The organism is Streptomyces sp. NPDC102279 (genome assembly GCF_044766365.1).
Classification (GTDB): domain Bacteria; phylum Actinomycetota; class Actinomycetes; order Streptomycetales; family Streptomycetaceae; genus Streptomyces.
In genome coordinates this window covers 650,931-674,205 of record NZ_JBIWLU010000003.1, presented here as the reverse complement: position 1 = coordinate 674,205, position 23,275 = coordinate 650,931, and the positions used below count along the sequence as shown (strand labels likewise).

Sequence of the window (23,275 nt, the reverse complement as noted above, 5' to 3'; positions counted from 1 at the left end):
GGGCTTTCCTCCGGGCGCTTCCCTTCGGTCTTGCGTTTCCGACTCTATCAGACCGTTTCCGTATCCGATTTCCTCGGCGCTTTCCAGGTTTTCGCCTTCGCGTTTCCCTTTCCGGCGAGTCCGACTCTATCAGATCCTTTCGGGCCCGACCCCCAGTCAGCGGGGCTTGTCTTCGCAGCTGTTGGGCCGTTCCGACGAGTGAGACATTAGCGGATTCCTGGCTCCCGAGCTAATCGGGGTGGCGCTCTTTCGAACGCGGAATCCTCATTTCGCAAACACGCATGAAAACGAGCTGACGACGAGTCGTCGATCGTTGAATGGTGGTGCGGAATGGCTGTCCGGGGACCGACCGGGGTCGGCGCTCACGTCGGACAACTCGGAGAACACTACGTACGGGGTGGGGGCGTGTCAACTCCGGTCCGGACGGGCCTGCCGGGCGTAGTGTGGCGGCCATGACTACGCGTACGTGCACCCAGCTGTGGTGGGCCGCCTGACGGCGGCCGTACGCACGTAGGTACTCAACGGCCGCCGCTCTCGGCGGCCGTTTTTGTGTCTCCCTCCTGGGGAGCCGGCCGGTGGGTGCGGCGGCCTCGATCAGGAGGTGGAGAGATGACGCGCATCTTCAGCGGGGTCAAGCCGACCGGGCATCTGACGCTGGGGAACTACCTGGGAGCCGTGCGGCGCTGGGCCGAGGTGGACCAGCACCGGGCCGACGCGCTGTTCTGCATCGTCGACCTGCACGCGTTGACCGTGGACCACGATCCGGCGCGGGTGCTCAGACTCAGCAGGCAGGCGGCGACGTTGTTGCTGGCGTCGGGGCTCGATCCGGAGCTGTGCACCGTGTTCGTCCAGAGTCATGTGGACGAACACGCGCGGCTGTCGTATCTGCTGGAGTGCGTCGCGACCGACGGGGAGATGCGGCGGATGATCCAGTACAAGGAGAAGGCCGCGCGCGAACGGGCGCGAGGAGGGAGCGTTCGGCTGTCGTTGCTGACGTATCCCGTGCTGATGGCGGCCGACATCCTGGCGTACGGGGCCGACGAGGTGCCGGTCGGGGACGACCAGACGCAGCACGTCGAGCTGACCCGGGACCTGGCGGTGCGGTTCAACCAGCGGTACGGGCACACGTTCGTGGTGCCCCGGGCGATCCGGCCGGAGGTGGCGGCGCGGGTCATGAACCTTCAGGAGCCGACGTCGAAGATGGGCAAGAGCGACGACGTGGGACCGGGGGTCGTCTATCTGCTGGACGAGCCCGACGCCGTACGGAGGAAGGTCATGCGGGCCGTGACCGACAGCGGGCAAGAGGTCGCGTACGACCGGGAGGAGCGGCCGGGGGCGTCGAACCTGCTGGAGATCCTGGCGGCCTGTGAGGGCGGGGACCCCGAGACGCTGGGCGGTACGTACACGTCCTATGGCGCTTTGAAGAAGGACACTGCCGAGGCCGTGGTCGAGCTGCTCAGGCCCGTGCAGGAGAGGCACAAGGAACTGTGCGCCGATCCCGCCCAGGTCGAACGGGTGCTGCGGGACGGTGCGGCGAGGGCCAGGGAGAGGGCGCGGCCGACGGTGGACGCGGCGTACCGGGCGATCGGGTTGCTGCCCGCGGCGGACTGAGGGGCTCTGGGAGCGCGCCTTCGGCATCCCGGTCGCCGGGTGCCGAAGGCGGTCGGCTCGGTCAGCTGTTGCCGGAGGCGAGCTCGCGGCTGCGGTCGCGGGCCGCTTCGAGGGCGGCGATGAGGGCGGCGCGTACGCCGTGGTTCTCGAGTTCGCGGATCGCGTTGATGGTGGTGCCCGCGGGGGACGTGACGTTCTCCCGGAGCTTGACCGGGTGCTCCCCGCTGTCGCGGAGCATCACGGCGGCGCCGATCGCGGACTGGACGATCAGTTCGTGGGCCTTGTCGCGGGGCAGGCCGAGCAGGATGCCCGCGTCCGTCATGGCCTCGACGAGGTAGAAGAAGTACGCCGGTCCGGAGCCGGACAGGGCCGTGCAGGCGTCCTGCTGCGACTCGGGAACGAGGAGCGTCTTGCCGACGGCTCCGAAGATCTCCTCCGCGTAGGCCACGTGCTCGGGCGTGGCGTGGCTGCCGGCGGAGATGACGGACATGGCCTCGTCGACGAGGGCGGGGGTGTTCGTCATGACGCGGACGACGGGCGTCCCGGCGGCCAGGCGCTCCTCGAAGAAGGAGGTGGGGATGCCGGCCGCGCCGCTGATGATCAGGCGGTCGGCGGGGATGTGCGGCGCGAGTTCGTCGAGGAGCGTGCCCATGTCCTGCGGCTTGACGGTCAGGATCAGGGTGTCGGCGGTCTTCGCCGCCTCCGCGTTGGTGACCGGGGTGACGCCGTGACGCTCCCGGAGTTCCTTCGCCCGCTCCGGCCGGCGGGTGGTGACCAGGAGGTCCGTGGGGGCCCAGCCGGCTCGGATCATTCCGCTGAGCAGAGCTTCGCCGATCTTGCCGGTGCCGAGGACTGCGACTTTCTGGATCATGGTTGCGGGTGCCCTCCGAGGGTTGGGTCGTCCGTGTTCATCCTCCCACCGGGATCATGGGCGCGGGCGGGGTGTCCGGTGGGCGGACGAGCACGGACGGCTCCGTCGGGGCGGGCGGCTAGGACGTACGGCGGCGCAGCGTGGCCGCGCCGAGGAAGAGGACCAGCACGGCGCTGCCGGCCACGATCAGGATGTCGCGTACGAAGGTCGCGGTCATGTCGGTGTGTTTGAGGACCTCGTTCATGCCGTCGACCGCGTACGACATCGGGAGTACATCGGAGACGGCCTCCAGGACGGGGTGCATGGCGGAGCGCGGGGTGAACAGGCCGCAGAGGAGGAGCTGGGGGAAGATCACGGCCGGCATGAACTGGACGGCCTGGAACTCGGAGGCGGCGAACGCCGAGACGAAGAGGCCGAGGGCCGTTCCGAGGAGGGCGTCGAGCAGGGCGACGAGCAGGAGCAGCCAGGGTGAGCCGGTGACGTCGAGGCCGAGGACCCAGACGGCGAGGCCGGTGGCCAGGGCGGACTGGACGACGGCGACCGTGCCGAAGGCGAGGGCGTAGCCCGCGATCAGGTCGCCCTTGCCGAGGGGCAGGGCGAGAAGGCGTTCGAGGGTGCCGGAGGTGCGTTCGCGCAGGGTCGCGATGGAGGTCACCAGGAACATCGTGATCAGCGGGAAGATCCCGAGCAGGGACGCGCCGATGGAGTCGAAGGTCCGGGGGCTGCCGTCGAAGACGTAGCGGAGCAGGAACAGCATCACGCAGGGGACGAGGATCATCAGCGCGATGGTGCGCGGGTCGTGGCGGAGCTGGCGCAGGACGCGGCTCGCGGTGGCGGTGGTGCGGGAGATGTTGAGCGCGCTCGGACGGGAGACGGAGCGCGGGCCGGAGGCGGGGTCCGGCGTGGAGGCGGCCGGAGTGTCGGGGGTCGTGGCCGCGGTCGGCTGTGCGGGGCTCATCGGGCGGTCTCCTCGCGGGGGTCGGTGGCACCGGCGGGCCGGGGTGCGGGGGTGGCGGCCGGGTGCGGGGTGTCCGTCCCGGGCCGGCGGGCGGCGGCGGCCGCCTCGTCGACGAGGGTGAGGAAGGCGGCCTCGACGGTGTCGGAGCCGGTCCTCTCGCGCAGGGCGTCCGGGGTGTCGTCGGCGAGGATCTCGCCCTCGCGCATGAGCAGGAGCCGGTGGCAGCGCTCGGCCTCGTCCATCACGTGCGAGGAGATGAGCAGTGTGGCGTCGCGCTCTTCGGCGATGGCGTGGAAGAGGCTCCAGAGGTCGCGGCGCAGGACGGGGTCGAGTCCGACGGTGGGTTCGTCGAGGACGAGGAGTTCGGGGGCTCCGAGCAGGGCGACGGCGAGGGAGACGCGGTTGCGCTGGCCGCCGGAGAGGGTGCCGGCCAGAGCGTCGGCGTGCGAGGTGAGGTCGACGTCGGTGATGGCGCGGGTGACGTCGGCGTGCCGGCGCTCGGCGGCTGCCCGGCCGGGGTCGAGGATCGCGGCGAAGTAGTCGAGGTTCTGGCGGACGGTCAGGTCGTCGTAGACCGAGGGGGCCTGGGTGACGTAACCGATGCGCGAGCGGAGCGTGGGGTCGCCGGCGGGGCGGCCGAGCACTTCGAGCGTGCCGTCGACCTTGGCCTGGGAGCCGACGGTCGCGCGCATCAGGGTCGATTTTCCGCAGCCGGACGGGCCGAGCAGTCCGGTGATCCGGCCGCGCGGGACGGTGAAGTCGATTCCCCGCAGGACGGTACGGGGGCCGCGCAGGACGGTGAGGCCTTCGGCGCGGACGGCGGGCTGGGGTGAGGACACGGGCGTTCCTGGGAGTCGGGTGTTCAGGAGTGGGGCTCGTTGGGGCGGGACGGAGGGGGCTGCGGGGGCCGGATGCCGGGTGCTTGCCGGCGGGTGGGCACGCCGGTGACGTCCGGCTCCCGGGCCGGTGTCCGGCTCCCCGTGATGTCCGTGACGCCCATGACATCTGGGGCGTGCGTGGTGTGTGTGGTGTCAGTGGTGTCTGAGATGCGTGTGACGTCGGTCGGCCGCGGCTGAATAATCATCACTCGATGAATATTGCTCCTGCCCGCGAGACCGGTCAAGGGCCGGGAGGGCGGGGCCGCTTCGCCCTCCCGGCGGCGGGCGCGGGGGCGCATCGGGGTGGGCGGGCCGTTCGATGACGTGCGGCCACGGCCATCGTGGGTGCCACCGTCATCCGTGAGTGCCCCCGTCGCCCGTAGGCCTCGGGTGGCTCTCGGAGGCGGAGGTGCTGGGGCGGGGCCGTCCTGGCGTCCGCGCTGATCGCTTCGGCGCAGGCGTGGTTCAGCGTTGCGGCGGTGTCCGGGGACGCGGACGTACCGATGGAGGCGGGCGGTTCGTGCGCGGCCCCGGGGCGGGCCGCCGCACGGGGTCACGAGTGGGTCGCGACCAGGAGCTCGACGACGTAGGTCTCCTCGACGAGCCCGTCCGGGAACGTCCCGAGGAGGTGCTCGCGCTCCTCCGCGAAGAACGCCGCGGTGGCCTCCCCGCCGAGGACCAGGAACGCCGAGTGGCTGCCGATGTTGGCGAGGTGGGTGTCGAGCGGGACGTGGCGGCTCCAGCGGACCTGGCTGCGGTCGAAGGACAGGCGTCCACCGGGGTCGGCGCTGAGGGAGTGGGCGGCACGGGCGCCGCTGCCGTTCTTCTCGACCACCGGGTCGATGCCGAGGAAGCGCTCGGTGCGCCGGGCGGCCGCCTCGATCCACGGCACGTCGAGCGCCTCGGTGTTCCACCACAGGGCCAGAGACCCTCCGGGCCGCAGCACCCGCAACGCCTCCGGCACCGAACGGTCCGGGTCGGTCCAGTGCCAGGACTGGGCGTACGTCAGGAAGTCCATGGAGGCGTCCGCGAGCGGAAGGGCGTCGCCGCTGCCCCGGACGATCGGGAGGTGGGGGTGGACGCGGCGGAACTCGGCGGCCATACCGGGACCCGGTTCCACGGCGAGGACGTCCGCGCCGCGGTCGTGCAGGAGGACGGTCGAGATACCGGTCCCCGCACCGATGTCGGCGACCCTGGCACCGGCCAGGGTCCGGCCCGCGATCTCCTCGACGGCGTCGAAGAGGGCGGGCGGATACGAGGGACGGTTCGCCGCGTACTGGGCCGCCGCCGCGTTGAAGGAGTGCGCGCGGGTGGCGTGCGGGGCGGGCTCGGGGCGGGGGGCGGAGGGGGAGGAGGAAGCCGTCATGGGGTCATGATCGCTGGCGGGGCGGAGGCTTGAGTAGGGAGTTTCGTACGAGGGGAGAGCGGGGCGCGCTGGCTTCTCACGCCGATCCCGCACCGACGGGCTCGGATCCGGCCCCTCCCCCGCGCCGGGTCAGGCCTTGCGCTTCTGCTTCGCCTGCGGGTCGAGGTCGGGCTCTACGGCCGTTCACCGGCTGCGGGACCAGGTCAGGCCCTGCGGCTCTTCGCCTGCGGATCGAACGCAGGCCGTACGACCGTTCACCGCCTGCGGGAGCAGGTCAGACCTTGCGGCTCTGCTTCGCCTTCGACGCCTTCGACGGGTTGCCGGTGCGGCGCGTGGTGCGGCGGGCGTACTGCTCCTTCGCCGTCTCGTACTCCTCGCGGTGGAGCCGCTCACCAGGGGCCTCCGTGAGGGAGCGGAAGCAGTAGGCGAGCAGGGAGCCGACGAAGCCGATGGCGAGGAGTCCGCGGAGGGAGGCCTGGCGGTCGGGGTCGGGCCGCCTGGTGAACGAGCCCGAGGTGTGACGGAACGCGAGGGCGCTGCACACCGCGAACATCACGACGACCATCACCGTCACGGGTGTGCCCACGTCGGCGATGGCCAGGCCCTGGTAGGCGAAGCGGAGCACGAAGCAGGCGGCCACGGCGGCGGCGAGCGAGCCGGCGGCCACACCGGCGCGCCGGCCGGCGTAGCCGCCGTCGTGCTCCACCCATGTCGTCCCGAAGAAACGCAGGGGCTCGGGCAGGGGTCCCGCGGGGGTGCCGGTCACGGTTCCGGGGGTCGTCTTGTCGGTCACCCGACGATTATCGCCCCGGTTCCGGGACCGGTGGGCGCCGCGGGGGCCCTGGTGCGGTGGTCCGGGTCAGGAGCACTGCGGGGCGACGTAGCCGTCGCTGCCCGTGTGGACGTAGGCGTCCGAGACGAACTGGGCGTTGGCGATGTTGTCCCAGATGGTCGACGTGCCGTAGTAGCCGCTGACGGACTCCCCCTGGCACTGACAGCGGATCGGGACGCTCTGACCCGCCGGGATCGTGCGGACGACCGGGTAGTGCGTGCCGGGCCCGCTGCGGACATTGACGCTGGCACCGGGCGCGAGCGGATACGTCCTGGTGACCGCTGCCGCCTGGGACATGGTTCCCGCCACGGCCAGGAGCGCGGCGGCGAGCCCGCCCACCAGCATCCCCTGTCTGCCGGACACGATCTTCACAGTCGGTTCCCTTCGTCTGACGTCAGGAGCATTTCGGGGCGACATAGCCGTCGCTGCCCGTCTGTACGTACGCGTCCGACACGAACTGGCCGTTCGAGATGTTGTCCCAGATCTTGCTCGCGCCGTAGGGGCCGCTGACGGACTCCCCCGGGCACTGGCAGTAGATCGGGATACGCGAACCCGCCGGCAGGGTGCGGACGATGCTGAAGTGGGTGCCTGGGCCGCTTCTGACGTTGACGTTGTGACCCGGTGCGAGTGGGAAGGTGCGGAGCGCCTGGGCGGTCAGCGGCTCGGCTTCCGCCGCTTCGGTCGAGTCCGTGAGAGCAATGTCTTCCGTGGCCATATCTATCTCCCCCGTTGATTGGTTCACGCCAAAATCATGCTGCGCGCCGAGGCTAGCAAGCCGCCGATGTTTCGTACGCAGGATCGACTAGGCTCTGCGCGTCGCGCATGCGGTCGAACCCACGGGGGTGAGTGATGCCGCCACAGCGCAGCACCGGTACGGACCCGGAAGCGGAACAACCGCGCTATGCCGGGCAGTACCTGCTGGAGGCCGAACTCGGCTCCGGCGGCATGGGCATCGTGCATCTGGCGCGCTCCGCCTCCGGGTTGAGACTCGCCGTCAAGGTCGTCCACGCCGCACTCGCCCAGGACCCCGAGTTCCGGGGGCGGTTTCGCCAGGAGGTCGCGGCTGCCCGCCGGGTCAGCGGTGCCTTCACCGCGCCCGTGGTCGACGCCGATCCCGAGGCCGAAAACCCGTGGATGGCAACCCTGTTCATCCCGGGGCCGACCCTTGCCGAGCACGTGAAGCGGAACGGCGCGCTGTCGTCGGCGCGGCTGCGGCACCTGATGGCCGGGCTCGCCGAGGCACTGCGGGACATCCACCGGGCCGGAGTCGTTCACCGCGACCTCAAGCCCAGCAACGTCCTGCTGGCCGATGACGGTCCGAAAGTCATCGACTTCGGCATCTCCCGCCCCGCGGACAGTGAACTTCGCACGGAAACCGGCAAGTTGATCGGCACGCCGCCGTTCATGGCGCCGGAGCAGTTCCGCAAGCCACGGCATGTGGGCCCGGCAGCCGACGTGTTCGCCCTGGGTTCGCTGATCGTGCACGCCGCCACCGGGAGTGGACCCTTCGATTCGGACAGTCCCTATCTGGTCGCCTATCAAGTCGTCCACGACGAGCCGGACTTGACAGGTGTTCCGGACGACATGGTCGGCCTGGTCGCCCGCTGCCTGGCCAAGGAGCCGGAGGACCGGCCGACCCCGGACGAGCTGATGACGGCGCTGCGCTCGGTCTCCGCGTCGTACGACACCCGGGCGTTCATACCCGAACAGCGCTCCTGGAAGGGGGAGTCGGACAAGCCGGCATTCGCGGTCCGGGCGGCGCCGCCCGAGCGTCCGGAGGGTTCCGAGGACCTGACCCACACGGCCGGGCGGAAGGGGCCCGGGAGGCGGTGGCGCCTACCGATGGCAGTCGCGGTCGCCGCCCTGACCGTAGGCGGGCTCGCCGTCCTCGGCCTTCACGGACACCCGCATGATCCTGCAACGAAGCAGGACACGGCGGCGACACCTCGGAGCGCCTTCCGCCCGTGGGAACTCGACCTCGGTGCCTCCGGCGCGAAGGCCGAGGGGCAGCCGCAGTGCACGGATGCGCCGAAGGCGCTGTTCTGCGTCCGGCCCGGTGTCCTGGCCGCCGCGATCGATCCGGATGACGGCAAGGTGCTGTGGTCCCGGAGCGACCCGGGGGACGCGAGTGCCTACGCCACCCCGGCTCCGGTCCTCTCCGGAGGGCTCCTGCTGGTGGGCAGCAGCAACGGGCATCGCCTGACCGCGCTGGATCCCGCGACCGGCTCGACGCGCTGGAGCCGCGACGTCTCGCGCTACTCCGGCGGTGTCGCCCACGTCGCCGGAGTTGTCCTGCTCAGCGGCTCCGACTCCCGGGTCACCGCCCTGGACGCCGCGACCGGCGAGGAGAAGTGGCGCCACGCGATCCCGGGGTTGGCCGTGCCGCAGTTCCACACGTACGGGGACGGAACCGCCTACGCGATGGCGCCGCCTTCCGGGACGGGGACCCGGGTGACCGCTGTGAACCCGGAGACCGGCGCCGTGAAGTGGCAGCGCCGCGTGGAGGGGACGCTGGACCTGGTGGCTGCCCGCGACGGGACCGCCTGGTTCACCTCGGCCACCGTCGACCAGTACACGAATGCCGTCCTGCGCTACGACGTGGCGACGCGCGCCCTCCACCGCACCGTGCTGCGCATCCCGCAGGCACAGGCCCAGACGGTGCTCCGGGGGGACGTGGCCTACCTGTTGGGAAGCGACGGTTCGCTGGTCGCCGTGGACACCCGGACCTCGAAGCAGCTGTGGCGGGTGGAGACATCCGTCAGCAAGGCGTCGGCGCCGGTCGTGTCGGGCCATCGCCTCTACCTCAGCGCGGTGGACGGGCGACTCATCGCGGTCGACACCGATCGGGGCACCCTGCTCGGCCAGACCCGGGCCCGCCTGGGCGACAAGCGGGGCTCACTCGTCAGTCTGCTTCCCGCCCCCCTCCCCGACCGCGACAAGATCTACGCCACCTCACCCGACGGCTCCCTCTTCGCGGTCGACGCGCGGGATCCTTCGGGTTGGTGACAGGCCGAAGGGGGCCGCCCCGGCGGGAGCGGCCCCCTTCGCAGTCCTCAGGCCGGTGTTCAGCCCAGCTTCGAGACGTCCCGGACGGCGCCCTTGTCCGCGCTCGTCGCCATCGCGGCGTACGCGCGGAGCGCGGCGGAGACCTTGCGCTCGCGGTTCGCCGGGAAGTAGGCGCAGTTCAGGGCCTCGTGGCGGGCGGCCAACTCCTCGTCGGAGACGAGGAGTTCGATCGAGCGGTTCGGGATGTCGATACGGATGCGGTCACCGTCCCGGACGACGGCGATCGTGCCGCCGGACGCGGCCTCCGGGGAGGCGTGACCGATGGACAGGCCCGAAGTGCCGCCGGAGAAGCGGCCGTCGGTGACCAGGGCGCAGGTCTTGCCGAGGCCGCGGCCCTTGAGGAACGAGGTCGGGTAGAGCATCTCCTGCATACCCGGGCCGCCCTTGGGGCCCTCGTAGCGGATGACGACGACGTCGCCGTGCGTGATCTCCTTGCGGAGGATCTTGTCGACGGCCTCGTCCTGCGACTCGCAGACGACGGCCGGACCCTCGAACGTCCAGATGGACTCGTCGACGCCGGCGGTCTTCACGACGCAGCCGTCGACCGCCAGGTTGCCCTTGAGGACCGCGAGGCCGCCGTCCTGGGAGTAGGCGTGCTCGGAGGAGCGGATGCAGCCGTTCTCGGCGTCCTGGTCGAGCGCCTCCCAGCGCTCGGACTGGGAGAAGGCCTCGGAGGAGCGGACGCAGCCGGGGGCCGCGTGCCACAGCTCGATCGCCTCCGGGGACGGCGAGCCGGCGCGCACGTCCCAGGTCTTCAGCCAGTCCGAGAGCGACGGGCTGTGCACCGAGTGGACGTCCTCGTTCAGCAGGCCCGCGCGGTGGAGCTCACCGAGGAGGGCGGGGATGCCGCCTGCGCGGTGCACGTCCTCCATGTAGTACGTGCGGTCCTTCGCGACGTTCGGGGCGACCTTGGCCAGGCACGGCACCCGGCGCGACACCGCGTTGATCTCGTCCAGGCCGAAGGGGACGCCCGCCTCCTGGGCGGCGGCCAGCAGGTGCAGGATCGTGTTGGTGGAGCCGCCCATCGCGATGTCGAGCGCCATGGCGTTCTCGAAGGCGGCGTGGGTGGCGATGTTGCGCGGCAGGACCGACTCGTCGTCTTGGTCGTAGTAGCGGCGCGTGATCTCGACGACCGTGCGGCCGGCGTCCTCGTACAGGCCCTTGCGGGCGGTGTGGGTGGCGAGGACCGAGCCGTTGCCCGGCAGGCTCAGGCCGATGGCCTCGGTCAGGCAGTTCATCGAGTTGGCGGTGAACATGCCGGAACAGGAGCCGCAGGTCGGACAGGCGTTCTCCTCGATACGGAGGATGTCCTCGTCCGAGATCTTGTCGTTCACGGCGTCGGAGATCGCGTCGACCAGGTCGAGCGTGCGGACCGTGCCGTCGACCAGGGTGGCGCGACCGGACTCCATGGGGCCGCCGGAGACGAAGACCGTCGGGATGTTCAGGCGCAGGGCGGCCATGAGCATGCCGGGGGTGATCTTGTCGCAGTTCGAGATGCAGATCAGGGCGTCGGCGCAGTGCGCCTCGACCATGTACTCCACCGAGTCCGCGATCAGGTCGCGGGAGGGCAGCGAGTACAGCATGCCGCCGTGGCCCATCGCGATGCCGTCGTCGACCGCGATGGTGTTGAACTCGCGGGCGATGCCGCCGGCCGCCGTGATGGCCTCGCTCACGATCCGGCCGACGGGCTGGAGGTGGGTGTGGCCGGGCACGAACTCCGTGAAGGAGTTGGCGACCGCGATGATCGGCTTCCGTCCGATGTCCGCGCCCGGTACACCGGAGGCGCGCATCAGGGCGCGTGCGCCCGCCATGTTGCGGCCGTGGGTGACTGTGCGGGACCTCAGATCGGGCATCGTCGCTCGCTCCTTCGGGGAGGCATGAGGAGAGTTATGACTGACGTCGAGCCTACGCCGGTGCTCCAGGATCCGGACAGGGTGTCCGCATCCCGGGACACCCGTCTCGCCGAGCGGCCACCACTACGGGGTGTACGCGCAGGTCAGCGAGGTTGCGACGGCCCGGCTCCCCACCGTACGCCGGTCCACTCGCTCATGGGTTCGTCAGGTGTCCCTGGACCACGGGGGCCACTCCCGCCACGATGCGCTCGACGTCCGCGGAGGCCAGCGGCTCGATCCTGATCACGTAGCGGAGCATCGCGACCCCGACCAGCTGGGCCGCCGCCAGCTCGGCGCGCAGCTCCGCGTCGGGGGCGTCGAGCCGGGCCGCGATCCGGCGCAGCAGCTGTGCGGCGACGAGCCGACGGAAGACGGAGGCCGCGGTGTCGTTGTTCACCGCCGAGCGGACGATCGCGAGCAGCGGGGTACGGCTCGTGGGGTTCTCCCAGACGCCGAAGAAGAAGCGCGTGAGGCGTTCCCCGACGCCGTCGAGCGGTCCCTCGACGATCGTGTCCGGGGCGCCGAGCGCGGGGGCCATGGCTCCCTCGACGGCCGCCTCGAAGACCTGTTCCTTGGTGCCGAAGTAGTGGTGGACGAGCGCGGCGTCCACGCCGGCGGCCTTGGCGATACCGCGCACCGACGTCTTCTCGTACCCGCGCTCGGAGAACTCCTCGCGGGCCGCGTCGAGGATGCGGTCGCGGGTGGCGGGGCCCGCCTCCGTCTGCGTACGGGTGGGGCGTCCCCGGCCGCGGCGGGGGGCGACGTCCGTCACCGGCGGGGCACCTTCACGGCGGAGGCGAGGTGGAGCCGGGTGAAGGCCAGGGCCTCCGCCAGGTCGGCCTCGCGCTCGGCGCTGGACATGGCGCGGCGGGTGTTGACCTCGATGACGACGTGGCCGTCGAATGCGGACTGGGCGAGGTGGTCGAGCAGCTCGGCGCAGGGCTGGGTCCCGCGGCCGGGGACCAGGTGCTCGTCCTTTGCGGAGCCGTTGCCGTCCGCGAGGTGCACGTGGCCCAGGCGGTCGCCCATGCGGTCGATCATCTGGAGGGCGTCCGTGCGGGCGGTCGCGGTGTGGCTGAGGTCGATCGTGAAGTGCCGGTAGTCGTCCTTCGTCACGTCCCAGTCGGGGGCGTACGCGAGCATCTCCCGGTCGCGGTAGCGCCACGGGTACATGTTCTCGACGGCGAACCGGACGTCCGTCTCGTCGGCCATGCGCCAGATTCCGGTGACGAAGTCACGGGCGTACTGGCGCTGCCAGCGGAACGGGGGGTGCACCACGACGGTGCTCGCGCCGAGCTTCTCGGCGGCCGCCTTCGCGCGCTGGAGCTTGGTCCACGGGTCGGTGGACCAGACGCGCTGCGTGATCAGGAGACACGGGGCGTGGACGGCGAGGATCGGCATCCGGTGGTGGTCGCTGAGGCGGCGGAGGGCGTCGATGTCCTGGCTGACCGGATCGGTCCACACCATGACCTCGACGCCGTCGTAGCCGAGGCGCGCGGCGATCTCGAAGGCCGTCGCCGTCGACTCCGGGTACACGGACGCCGTGGACAGCGCGACCTTCGCATCCGGGATCCGCACGACTGGTTCTGCCACGAGGGACAGCGTACGGGGTGCCTCCGGCAGGTGGGTGAGGGTCGGTGGGGGTGGCCGGGACGCTCCGGTGGCCGTCCCGGGCCGGGGCCCTTCGCCCTGGGGAGCGGGGCGATCGGGCTTCGGGGCGGCGGCGGTTGGGCTCCTGCCTGGGGGTTCTCCGTCGCTCCGGGGTGGAGGCGGTGCGGGTTCCGCTCGGGGGGTTGTGAGGCTGGTCTCCCGGCAAACTGTGGGCGAGGCCACGTGGCGCGGGGAGGCGGTACGGGGCTTGGGGGTGCCCCGTGCGGGGGTGGGTGGCTGCTCGCGCCGTTCCCCGCGCCCCTGAGTCCGTCTCCGCCCACGTCCGATTCCAGCCCGGTCCGCGTGCCCGGCCACTCGCCGTGTCCACCGTCGGCCGTTCCCGGGTGCGGGACGCCTGTGGCTGATCGCGCCGTTCCCCCGCGCCCACGACCGGCGTCCCCGTTCCCCCGCCCCCGACCGGCGTCCGTCCACGCCCAAGCCCGCTCCCGGCTCGCCCCTGCCGGTGTCTCCAGCCAGTTGTGTTCGCTAGTTCGATTCCATTTGGTCCAGGCGGCGGAGGATTACTCCCTCTCGTAGGGCCCAGGGGCAGATTTCCAGCGTTTCCACGCCGAAGAGGTCCATGGCGCCCTCGGCGACCAGCGCGCCGGCGAGGAGTTGGCCGGAGCGGCCCGGGGAGACGCCGGGGAGTTCGGCCCGTTCGTCGGCCGTCATGGCGGTGAGGCGGGGGACCCAGTCCTCCAGGGAGCGGCGCTTCAGTTCGCGCTGCACGTACAGGCCGTCGGTGGAACGTGCAGCGCCGGCGAGGCGGGCGAGCTGCTTGAAGGTCTTGGACGTGGCGACCACGTGGTCGGGGGCGCCGAAGCGGCTGAACTCGCCGACGGTCCGGGCGATCTGGGCGCGCACGTGACGCCGCAGAGCCCGTACGTCCGACGGGTCCGCCGGGTCGGTGGGCAGCCAGCCCGCGGTCAGCCGGCCCGCACCGAGCGGCAGCGACACCGCCGCGTCGGGCTCCTCGTCGATGCCGTACGCGATCTCCAGAGACCCCCCGCCGATGTCAAGGACGAGGAGCTTGCCCGCGGACCAGCCGAACCAGCGCCGCGCGGCGAGGAAGGTGAGCCGGGCCTCCTCGGCGCCGGTGAGGACCTGCAGCTCGACACCGGTCTCGGTCTGCACGCGCGCGAGGACCTCGTCGGCGTTGCTCGCCTCGCGGACGGCGGACGTCGCGAACGGGAGCAGGGCCTCGACGCCCTTGTCCTCGGCGGCCTCCAGGGCCTCCTGGACCGTTTCGATCAGTTTGTCGACGCCCTCGGGATCGATCGCCCCGCTCTCGTCGAGCAGTTGGGCGAGCCGCAGATCGGCCTTGTGCGAATGCGCGGGCAGCGGGCGGGCGCCGGGATGGGCGTCCACCACCAGCAGATGCACCGTGTTCGAACCCACGTCGAGGACACCGAGTCTCATGTACGGAACGCTACTGCCAGCGCGGCGCTTCTCGTGGGGCGGGGCGAAAGGCCTTGTCAAAGGGTGATCTGCGGGTGACGGACGGGGCGTCCCCGGAGCGGGCGGAAGCGACTTACCCTGGACCCGTGCCAAAGACGAAAAAGGCGAAGTCCGACAAAACAGCCACGGGTTCTTCGCAGGCGAAGGCCACGAAGTCGAAGAAGGCAGCGATGAAGAGCGACGAGAAGGGCCTCGACTTCGCCCGCGCGTGGGTGGAGTTTCCCGATCCGGCCGACGACGAGCAGATCTTCCGGTGCGATCTGACATGGCTGACCTCTCGCTGGAACTGCATCTTCGGGAGCGGCTGCCAGGGCATCCAGGCCGGCCGCGCGGACGACGGCTGCTGCACGCTGGGGGCCCACTTCTCGGACGAGGAGGACGAGCAGCGGGTGGCGGGGCACGTGGCCCGGCTCACGCCGGAGCTCTGGCAGCACCATGACGTGGGTACGGAGACCGGCTGGGTCTCGGAGGACGACGACGGCGAGCGCCAGACCCGCCCGTACAAGGGCTCCTGCATCTTCCAGAACCGCCCCGGCTTCGCCGGCGGCGCGGGCTGCTCGCTGCACATCCTGGCGGTGAAGGAGGGGCGCGAGCCCCTGGAGACCAAGCCGGACGTCTGCTGGCAGCTGCCCGTGCGCCGCACGTACGAGTGGATCGACCGGCCCGACGACACCCGGATCCTCCAGGTCTCGATCGGCGAGTACGACCGCCGGGGCTGGGGCCCGGGCGGCCACGACCTGCACTGGTGGTGCACGTCGGCGACCTCGGCGCACGGCGCCGGTGACCCGGTGTACGTCTCGTACCGGCCGGAGCTGGTCGAGCTGATGGGCAAGGAGGGCTACGACCGCCTGGTCGAGCTGTGCGAGGAGCGCCTCGCCTCGCAACTGCCGCTGCTGGCACCGCATCCCGCGGACCCGGTGGCCTGACAACCCGGTGGCCTGCCCCGTCCGACGGGGGGCCACGGCCCGTATGCCTCGTACACCCCCGCCCTACGACGAGGGGCTCGCCGTGCCGCTCTCGCTCGGCGGGGGTGTCGAGCCGCCCGGGTCCGAGGGGGACGAGTCGCTGGGCGTCGGGGTGGGCGACGGGTCGGCCGGGGTGTCGGACGGCTCCGGGTCGGCCGGAGGCGTCGCGCCCGGCCCCGACGGGCTGGTGTCGCTCGGGGTCGGAACGGGTCCGTGGCTGTGGCCGTGGCCGCCGGGGTGGGACGGGCGCGCGTTCCCGTACCCGTCGATGGTGACGACCGCTCCCGCCGGGGCGATCGACACCCGCGCTCTCCAGTGGCCCAGCGGCTCGTGGAGATGATCGACGTACACCTTGATCGTCAACGATTCGCCGGGTTCGAGCGTTCCCGACGCCTTGCTCAGGTAGATCCAGGCCGCGCCGGTGCGGGCCGACCAGTGGACCGGTGCGCTGCCGGACGCGGTCAGGGTGACCAGCGTGGTGTCCCCGTCGTTGCGGGCCGCCACGGAGAGGTGCCCCTGGCTGCTCCCCGGGGCACTGACGACCTCCACGGAGACGTCCGGTGAGCGGCTGCCCTTGGTGAAGCGGGAGCCGGGCCGGGAGCTGGCGTTGCCCGCGTTCTCGTAGCCGCCCGCCCGGCCCGCGTCCAGGCCGTCGGGGTCCTGGGCCTCGCTCGCGGTGGCCGGACGGCCGTCGACGCCCTCGCCCGTCAGCGGCGCGCCCCGGTACGCCGCCCACAGGGCGACGACGGGCGCCGCGACGACGGTGGCGACGATCGCGGTCGTGACGGCACGCGCGCGCAGCCGGTCCCGCCGGGCCGCGTGATCCTTGGGGTCCATCGGGAATCCGCGCCGGTCGAAGCGCGGAGCGCTGCCCCGCGCGCGTGGAGCGTGTGCCATCGCCACGCGCAGGTCCGCCTGCGGGGCTTCGAGGACCGGGAGCGCCGCGGGCGTGACGCTGGTGCCCGGCCAGGTGCCGGGGACCGCGCGCTCGGCGGTACGGCGGCAGCGCGGGCAGTCGTCGACGTGCCGGACCAGCTCGCTGCGCAGGGTGGCGCTCAGGACGAGCCGGCTGTCGCCGGTGAGCCGGGCGACGCTGGGGCAGGTGCCCGTCTCGACGACGGCGAGGGCCGCACGCGTGCGTTCCACCTCGCAGGCGGCCGAGGCGAGCAGCTCGCGCGTGCCGGCCAGGTCCATGCCGAGGACGGCGGCGACCTCGTGGGCGGCGAGCTGGTGGCGGACGGCGAGTTCGAGCGCCTCGCGCTGTTCCGGGGTCGTACCGGCGGCCTCCGGCCAGGCCAGCAGGGCGAGTTCATGACTCCGTCGCGCCTGGGCCTCCTCGGAGAGGGGGACGGCGCTCAGTGCCTCGGCCGCGCGCCGGTCGGCGGCGGCCTTGTGGGCTCCTTTGTGGGGCGCCCTGCCCTCGGCAGCCCCCGCGGTGGCGCCGGACGCGCCGAAACCCTGGGAGTCGTTCCTCTGTCGCTTCGACGGCTTCCGCGGGGTGTGTCGCCCGGAGGCGTGCGCCGCCTGGCGCTTGCGCCGCGCCTCGGTGAGCTTGCGCAGGCAGGACCAGCGGGCCAGAGCGTAGAGCCAGGCCCTGCGGTCGGCGCCGGACTCCGGGCCGCGCGGACCGCGGCGCTCGGCGAGGGCGAGGGTGTCCCCGAGGGCGGCGGTGGCCTCGTCGTGGTCGCACAGCACGGACAGGCAGTAGGTGAACAGGCCGTCCAGGTACGGCTCGTACCGCGCGGGGGGACGCTCGGCCAGGGTGTGGGGGGTCGCGCCACGGGGCACGGCCGCCCGCTTGCGCGCGGCTCCGTGCGCCCGGTGTGCGCCGGTGGTGTGCGTGGAGGTCTCCGGACTGCTGCTCATCACCCGTGCGACCGTAGGTGCCCGGCGGTGGCCGCTTCCTCCACCTTGAGCACATTTAATCCGTACGGGTGAAACGATCCCTCAATAGGGGACAGTGACCCCCGATCCCTGGCCTGGGCCGTCACGGGCGGCGATGGCAGTCGATGGCAGATGACCCGGCGCGAGGCCACCGGAGGTTCCGTCACGCGGGGGTGGAACCGGGGCACGGGGGGCTCGGGGTGGCGACGCGAGGGCAGGGCCGGGCGCAGGGGCGACGCGACGGCGGGCCGCCCGGAGAGACGGCTCGCGATCGCGCCCGGGCGCACTTGATCCGTTGCCGGCGGCCGGCGGGGGCCGGGTTGTCAGTGGGTCCGGCTACGGTTCGGTCATGGCTGCCCGTACGAAATCCGCGAAGGACCGGCCGTCCTACCGCTGCACCGAGTGCGGCTGGCAGACGGCCAAGTGGCTCGGCCGTTGCTCCGAATGCCAGGCATGGGGGACGGTCGAGGAGTACGGCGCGCCCGCCGTCCGGACGACGGCTCCGGGCCGGGTGACCACCTCCGCGGTCCCGATCGGACAGGTCGACGCCCGTCAGGCCACCGCCCGCAGCACCGGCGTGCCCGAGCTGGACCGCGTCCTCGGCGGCGGACTCGTCCCCGGCGCGGTCGTCCTCGTCGCGGGCGAGCCCGGCGTCGGCAAGTCCACGCTGCTGCTGGACGTGGCGGCCAAGTCGGCGAGCGACGAGCACCGCACGCTGTACGTGACGGGTGAGGAGTCGGCCAGCCAGGTGCGCATGCGCGCCGACCGCATCAAGGCGATCGACGACCACCTGTATCTCGCCGCCGAGACCGATCTGGCCGCCGTCCTCGGCCACTTGGACGCGGTGAAGCCGTCCCTGCTGATCCTGGACTCCGTGCAGACCATCGCCTCCCCGGAGATCGACGGCGCGCCCGGCGGCATGGCGCAGGTCCGCGAGGTCGCGGGCGCGCTGATCCGCGCTTCCAAGGAGCGGGGCATGTCCACCCTGCTCGTGGGCCATGTCACCAAGGACGGCGCGATCGCGGGCCCGCGCCTGCTGGAACACCTGGTGGACGTCGTCCTGTCCTTCGAGGGCGACCGGCACGCGCGCCTGCGCCTCGTGCGCGGCGTCAAGAACCGCTACGGGACGACGGACGAGGTCGGCTGCTTCGAGCTGCACGACGAGGGCATCACCGGGCTGACCGACCCCTCGGGGCTCTTCCTGACGCGCCGCGCCGAGCCCGTGCCCGGCACCTGCCTGACCGTCACCCTCGAAGGCCGCCGTCCCCTGGTCGCCGAGGTGCAGGCGCTCACCGTGGACTCGCAGATCCCCTCCCCGCGACGCACGACGTCCGGTTTGGAGACCTCCCGCGTCTCGATGATGCTCGCCGTCCTGGAGCAGCGCGGCCGGATCAGCGCGCTCGGGAAGCGGGACATCTACTCGGCGACGGTCGGCGGCGTGAAGCTCTCCGAGCCCGCCGCGGACCTCGCCATCGCGCTGGCCCTGGCGTCCGCCGCGAGTGACACCCCGCTGCCCAAGAACCTCGTGGCGATCGGTGAGGTGGGCCTCGCGGGCGAGGTGAGACGCGTCACGGGCGTGCAGCGCAGGCTGGCCGAGGCGCACCGGCTGGGCTTCACGCACGCCCTCGTTCCGGCCGACCCCGGCAAGGTCCCGGCCGGTATGAAGGTCCTGGAAGTCGCCGACATCGGAGAGGCGCTCAGCGTCCTTCCGCGCTCGCGTCGCAGAGAGGCCCCACGGGAAGAGGAGCAGCGCCGGTAGACTTTGCCCTGGTCTCGCCCGTCCGTACGAACCGAGCGCGACCGGAAACCCGCGACCGGAGGAGTGCAGTGGCAGCCAACGACCGGGCAGCAGCTCCCGGAAAGTCCGGTGGGAGCTCCGGCGCCGATGGCCAGATGCGCGCCGCGCTCAGCGCCGTGGCACCCGGTACGGCACTGCGTGACGGACTCGAACGGATTCTCCGCGGCAACACGGGCGGACTCATCGTGCTCGGCTCCGACAAGACCGTCGAAGCGATGTGTACGGGTGGATTCATCCTGGATGTCGAGTTCACCGCGACCCGTCTGCGCGAGCTGTGCAAGCTCGACGGCGGCATCGTGCTCGACAAGGACATCACCAAGATCCTGCGGGCGGGTGTGCAGCTGGTGCCCGACCCGACGATCCCGACGGAGGAGACGGGTACGCGGCACCGCACCGCGGACCGGGTGAGCAAGCAGTGCGGCTACCCCATCGTCTCGGTCTCCCAGTCGATGCGCCTGATCGCCCTGTACGTCGACGGTCAGCGCCGTGTCCTGGAGGACTCCGCCGCGATCCTGTCCCGTGCCAACCAGGCCCTCGCGACCCTGGAGCGCTACAAGCTCCGGCTGGACGAGGTCGCGGGCACGCTGTCCGCGCTGGAGATCGAGGACCTGGTCACCGTGCGGGACGTCTCGGCGGTCGCGCAGCGGCTGGAGATGGTGCGCCGTATCGCGACCGAGATCGCCGAGTACGTCGTGGAGCTGGGCACCGACGGACGTCTTCTGCCGCTCCAGCTCGACGAGTTGATCGCCGGTGTCGAGCCCGACCGCGAGCTGGTCGTCCGGGACTACGTGCCGGAACCGACCGCGAAGCGGTCCCGCACCGTCGACGAGGCGCTCTTCGAACTGGATGCGCTCAGTCACGCGGAGCTTCTCGAACTGTCCACGGTGGCACGGGCATTGGGCTACACCGGCTCCCCCGAGGCGCTCGACACCGCGGTGTCCCCGCGCGGGTTCCGGCTGCTCGCCAAGGTGCCGCGGCTCCCGGGCGCGATCATCGACCGGCTCGTCGAGCACTTCGGCGGGCTGCAGAAACTGCTCGCCGCGAGCGTCGACGACCTCCAGACGGTGGACGGCGTGGGCGAGGCCCGGGCCCGCAGCGTCCGCGAGGGTCTGTCCCGGCTGGCGGAGTCCTCGATCCTGGAGCGCTACGTCTGAGGCCGACGGCCGATCGCCGGACGGGCACGCCTCGTCCGGCGTTCGCCGCGCCCCGAGCGCACACGACGTGTGAGGCCTTCGGGAAGGCGGCGCCGCGAAGGCCCCGGGCCTCCCGCCGGGAGACCGCGTCCGGCGCTCAGTCCTTCGAGAGCACGAACGACGTCTGCGCCTTGGACAGGCCCGGGGCCTTCGCCTCGACCAGGTAGGTGCCGGCGGGGGCGGAACCCGCGGGGGGCGTCGCGCACTTGGGGGCGCTGGGCTTGCGGTCCCACTTCACGGTGTAGATGACCTGGTTGTGCGCTGGGACGCGGTACAGCGTGCCCGTGGCGCCCTTCGGGCAGTCGTCGGACGCCCAGATGTCGTCGTCGCTACCGGCCTGAGTGATCGTCAGAACCGTGTTCTTCGGGCCGAGATCGACCTTGCAGTCGCTGCCCGAGGTGTTCTTGGCGATGAGCTGGACGGTGGGCCGCTCGTCGGGGGCGTACGAGTTGTGCTCGCTCTTGAGCGTCAACTTGACGTAGTTCGGGGTGCAGTTGGGGAGGCTGGAACCGGCCGGGAGCTGACCGCCAGCCCCGCCGCCGCCGTCGTTGGCCCCGTCGCCGGAGCCGCCCCCGGCGCTTCCGCCGGAACCTGCGGTCCCCGAACCGTCGCCGGAGCCGTCACCGCTCCCGCCGTCGCCACTGCCGTCCCCGCCACCACTGCCGCCGCTGCCGCCGCTGCTGCCGCTCGACTCGTCCCGGCCGCCCGGGTGTTGACTGATCGCGGGACCCGAGCCGGAGGGTCCCGGCGTGATCGAGGGCGCGGGGTTCTTCCCGTTCGATCCGCCGGAGTTGTTGTCACCGCCCCCGCCGCCCGGGCCGACCACCCAGACCGTGAGCAGCGCCAACAGGGCTGCCACGGACAGCAGAACGGCCCTCCGACGCCAGTAGATGGTGGAGGGAAGCGGCCCGACCGGATTGCGCAGTGATCCCACGGCGCAAACTGTACGAGAGATCCGCGGCGTCACTGGCCCCACCCGCCGCCCCGGCATCAACTTTTCCGGATCATCATCCCGGTCGGCACCCTTCGGGGGCCGTGGAGAGGGCCCGGTGCGGTCTTTCACCACCGCCCGCCCCCGGCGTCGCCCCCACGTCCCCGCCCCCGCATGGCAGGATCGATACCGCCATGACTGCACCCACCAAGCCCACCGAAACCGCCCGGAACGCTCCCGGCGAGGACCTCCACGCGCCCGTCATCGACTGGTTCGACGAGCACGCCCGCGAACTGCCCTGGCGCCACCCCGACGCCGGACCCTGGGCGGTGATGGTCAGCGAGTTCATGCTCCAGCAGACCCCCGTCAACCGCGTGCTGCCCGTGTACGAGCAGTGGCTGGCCCGCTGGCCGCGCCCCGCCGACCTGGCGAAGGACGCCCCCGGTGAGGCCGTCCGGGCCTGGGGCCGGCTCGGTTACCCGCGCCGCGCGCTGCGGCTGCACGGCGCCGCGGTGGCCATAACGGAACGGCACGGCGGCGACGTACCGACGGAGCACGCGCAGTTGCTGGCGCTGCCCGGCATCGGGGAGTACACGGCGGCGGCGGTCGCCTCGTTCGCGTACGGACAGCGGCACCCCGTGCTGGACACCAACGTCCGCCGGGTCTTCGCCCGCGCCGTCACCGGCGTGCAGTACCCGCCGAACGCCACCACCGCGGCCGAGCGCCGGCTCGCCCGCACGCTGCTGCCCGAGGGCGAGAACACGGCCGCACGCTGGGCGGCGGCCTCGATGGAGCTCGGCGCACTGGTCTGCACGGCGAGGAACGAGTCCTGTCACCGCTGTCCGATCGCCGCGCTGTGCGCGTGGCGGCTGGCCGGCAAGCCGGAGCACGACGGGCCGCCGCGCAAGGGACAGACGTACGCCGGCACCGACCGCCAGGTGCGGGGCAAGCTGCTGGCCGTCCTGCGCGAGGCCCATGTGCCGGTTCCGCAGGCCGCGCTGGACCGCGTGTGGGAGGAACCGGTCCAGCGGGCCCGGGCCCTGGACGGACTCGTCTCCGACGGACTGGTCGAACCGCTCCCCGGCGGTCTGTATCGGCTGCCGTCGACATAGCCGGAGGGTCGAACCAGAACCAACCCGGACATAGACCCACTCCGCCTTACCCAGCTCCTACATCCGTTACACAACCGACGGACAGCCGAGTGCTGGCCGCAGGCTGTCTCGGACAACCCCGTGACAACGCCTCCGTAGCTTCATTGCCGTACCGCAGGGCGGGCCGCGACAAGCGGCCGGGGAGCCCTCGGTCGCAGGCAATGGAGAACCGGCAGCAGGCAGGTCGGAAACGGGGATGGAGGCGGTTGATCATGGCGCACGGCGAGGTGCTCGAATTCGAGGAGTACGTCCGCACCCGACAGGACGCGCTGCTGCGCAGTGCCCGCCGTCTGGTCCCCGACCCGGTCGACGCCCAGGACCTGCTCCAGACCGCGCTCGTGCGGACGTACGGCCGCTGGGACGGGATCGCCGACAAGCGGCTGGCCGACGCCTACCTGCGCCGCGTCATGATCAACACCCGCACCGAGTGGTGGCGGGCCCGCAAGCTCGAAGAGGTGCCCACCGAGCAGCTGCCGGACGCGAGCGTCGAGGACGCCACCGAGCAGCACGCGGACCGCGCGCTGCTGATGGACATCATGAAGGTGCTGGCACCCAAGCAGCGCAGTGTCGTGGTGCTGCGACACTGGGAGCAGATGTCCACCGAGGAGACGGCCGCCGCACTCGGCATGTCGGCCGGAACGGTCAAGAGCACGCTGCACCGGGCGCTGGCCCGGCTCCGCGAGGAGCTGGAGAGCCGCGATCTGGACGCCCGCGCGCTCGAACGTGAGGAGCGGGAGCGTTGCGCGGCCTAGGAGTTCGGGCCAGACAGGT

At 71.9% G+C, this 23,275-nt stretch carries 20 protein-coding genes; 7 read left to right on the top strand and 13 right to left on the bottom strand.

Going from position 1 to position 23,275, the window contains the following annotated elements:
- Positions 1-609 precede the first annotated feature (609 nt).
- Positions 610-1,611 carry a tryptophan--tRNA ligase gene (trpS, locus tag ACIRQH_RS09800; RefSeq protein ID WP_404224997.1) on the top strand — a complete coding sequence of 334 codons (1,002 nt, stop codon included), beginning with the start codon at positions 610-612 and terminating at the stop codon, positions 1,609-1,611.
- Between the two features lie 61 nt (positions 1,612-1,672).
- Here the strand turns inward: trpS and proC are convergent, their stop codons facing one another.
- The 7 genes from proC to ACIRQH_RS09765 form a co-directional block, all read right to left on the bottom strand.
- Entirely contained in the window at positions 1,673-2,482 is an 810-nt protein-coding gene (gene proC, locus ACIRQH_RS09795) for a pyrroline-5-carboxylate reductase (RefSeq protein ID WP_358815550.1), read from the bottom strand.
- A 118-nt stretch (positions 2,483-2,600) separates the two neighbouring features.
- Positions 2,601-3,440, bottom strand: coding sequence for an ABC transporter permease (locus ACIRQH_RS09790; RefSeq protein ID WP_404224995.1), 840 nt, complete (start codon positions 3,438-3,440; stop codon positions 2,601-2,603).
- Entirely contained in the window at positions 3,437-4,279 is an 843-nt protein-coding gene (locus ACIRQH_RS09785) for an ABC transporter ATP-binding protein (protein ID WP_404224993.1), read from the bottom strand. The genes ACIRQH_RS09790 and ACIRQH_RS09785 overlap by 4 nt, the downstream gene beginning before the upstream one ends.
- A 592-nt stretch (positions 4,280-4,871) precedes the next feature.
- On the bottom strand, positions 4,872-5,684 hold the full coding sequence (locus ACIRQH_RS09780; protein ID WP_404224991.1) for a class I SAM-dependent methyltransferase: 813 nt from the start codon (positions 5,682-5,684) through the stop codon (positions 4,872-4,874).
- A 274-nt stretch (positions 5,685-5,958) separates the two neighbouring features.
- Positions 5,959-6,477 (bottom strand): EamA/RhaT family transporter, encoded by a 519-nt coding sequence (locus tag ACIRQH_RS09775; protein WP_404224989.1) that lies wholly within the window; start codon positions 6,475-6,477, stop codon positions 5,959-5,961.
- A 66-nt stretch (positions 6,478-6,543) separates the two neighbouring features.
- Complete coding sequence (locus tag ACIRQH_RS09770; RefSeq protein WP_388876183.1) at positions 6,544-6,861, bottom strand: hypothetical protein; 318 nt, start codon at positions 6,859-6,861, stop codon at positions 6,544-6,546.
- A 49-nt stretch (positions 6,862-6,910) separates the two neighbouring features.
- A complete protein-coding gene (locus ACIRQH_RS09765; RefSeq protein WP_388876151.1) occupies positions 6,911-7,231 on the bottom strand; it encodes a peptidase in 321 nt (106 codons plus the stop codon).
- 134 nt (positions 7,232-7,365) lie between these two features.
- Between ACIRQH_RS09765 and ACIRQH_RS09760 the strand changes: the two genes are divergently transcribed.
- Entirely contained in the window at positions 7,366-9,522 is a 2,157-nt protein-coding gene (locus tag ACIRQH_RS09760; protein ID WP_404224986.1) for a PQQ-binding-like beta-propeller repeat protein, read from the top strand.
- A 59-nt stretch (positions 9,523-9,581) separates the two neighbouring features.
- On the opposite strand, the gene ilvD is transcribed toward ACIRQH_RS09760, so the two are convergent.
- The 4 genes from ilvD to ACIRQH_RS09740 all read right to left on the bottom strand — a co-directional run bounded on the left by ilvD (position 9,582) and on the right by ACIRQH_RS09740 (position 14,543).
- Positions 9,582-11,435: a dihydroxy-acid dehydratase gene (gene ilvD / locus ACIRQH_RS09755; RefSeq protein WP_404224984.1), complete on the bottom strand. Its 1,854-nt coding sequence runs from the start codon at positions 11,433-11,435 to the stop codon at positions 9,582-9,584.
- 193 nt (positions 11,436-11,628) lie between these two features.
- Positions 11,629-12,246 (bottom strand): TetR family transcriptional regulator, encoded by a 618-nt coding sequence (locus tag ACIRQH_RS09750; RefSeq protein WP_404224981.1) that lies wholly within the window; start codon positions 12,244-12,246, stop codon positions 11,629-11,631.
- On the bottom strand, positions 12,243-13,067 hold the full coding sequence (locus ACIRQH_RS09745; RefSeq protein ID WP_358815541.1) for a sugar phosphate isomerase/epimerase: 825 nt from the start codon (positions 13,065-13,067) through the stop codon (positions 12,243-12,245). Before ACIRQH_RS09745 ends, ACIRQH_RS09750 begins: the two co-directional genes overlap by 4 nt.
- Positions 13,068-13,610: 543 nt before the next feature.
- Entirely contained in the window at positions 13,611-14,543 is a 933-nt protein-coding gene (locus tag ACIRQH_RS09740) for a Ppx/GppA phosphatase family protein (protein WP_358815540.1), read from the bottom strand.
- Between the two features lie 125 nt (positions 14,544-14,668).
- Between ACIRQH_RS09740 and ACIRQH_RS09735 the strand changes: the two genes are divergently transcribed.
- A complete protein-coding gene (locus ACIRQH_RS09735) occupies positions 14,669-15,508 on the top strand; it encodes a hypothetical protein (RefSeq protein ID WP_388930198.1) in 840 nt (279 codons plus the stop codon).
- A 63-nt stretch (positions 15,509-15,571) separates the two neighbouring features.
- On the opposite strand, the gene ACIRQH_RS09730 is transcribed toward ACIRQH_RS09735, so the two are convergent.
- Positions 15,572-17,416 (bottom strand): BACON domain-containing protein, encoded by a 1,845-nt coding sequence (locus ACIRQH_RS09730; protein WP_388876132.1) that lies wholly within the window; start codon positions 17,414-17,416, stop codon positions 15,572-15,574.
- 364 nt (positions 17,417-17,780) lie between these two features.
- On the opposite strand from ACIRQH_RS09730, the gene radA reads away from it, so the two are divergent.
- Positions 17,781-19,190, top strand: a complete 1,410-nt coding sequence (radA, locus tag ACIRQH_RS09725; RefSeq protein WP_388876129.1) for a DNA repair protein RadA — start codon at positions 17,781-17,783, stop codon at positions 19,188-19,190.
- A gap of 68 nt (positions 19,191-19,258) precedes the next feature.
- A complete protein-coding gene (gene disA / locus ACIRQH_RS09720; protein ID WP_404224978.1) occupies positions 19,259-20,383 on the top strand; it encodes a DNA integrity scanning diadenylate cyclase DisA in 1,125 nt (374 codons plus the stop codon).
- Between the two features lie 136 nt (positions 20,384-20,519).
- On the opposite strand, the gene ACIRQH_RS09715 is transcribed toward disA, so the two are convergent.
- Positions 20,520-21,356, bottom strand: coding sequence for a hypothetical protein (locus tag ACIRQH_RS09715; RefSeq protein ID WP_388876125.1), 837 nt, complete (start codon positions 21,354-21,356; stop codon positions 20,520-20,522).
- A 191-nt stretch (positions 21,357-21,547) separates the two neighbouring features.
- Here ACIRQH_RS09715 and ACIRQH_RS09710 point away from each other — a divergent pair, with 191 nt between their 5' ends.
- The gene (locus ACIRQH_RS09710) at positions 21,548-22,465 is read left to right on the top strand and encodes an A/G-specific adenine glycosylase (RefSeq protein WP_358815536.1); all 918 of its coding nucleotides are present in this window, start codon (positions 21,548-21,550) and stop codon (positions 22,463-22,465) included.
- 251 nt (positions 22,466-22,716) lie between these two features.
- On the top strand, positions 22,717-23,256 hold the full coding sequence (locus ACIRQH_RS09705; protein ID WP_266761288.1) for a SigE family RNA polymerase sigma factor: 540 nt from the start codon (positions 22,717-22,719) through the stop codon (positions 23,254-23,256).
- Positions 23,257-23,275: the final 19 nt, after the last annotated feature.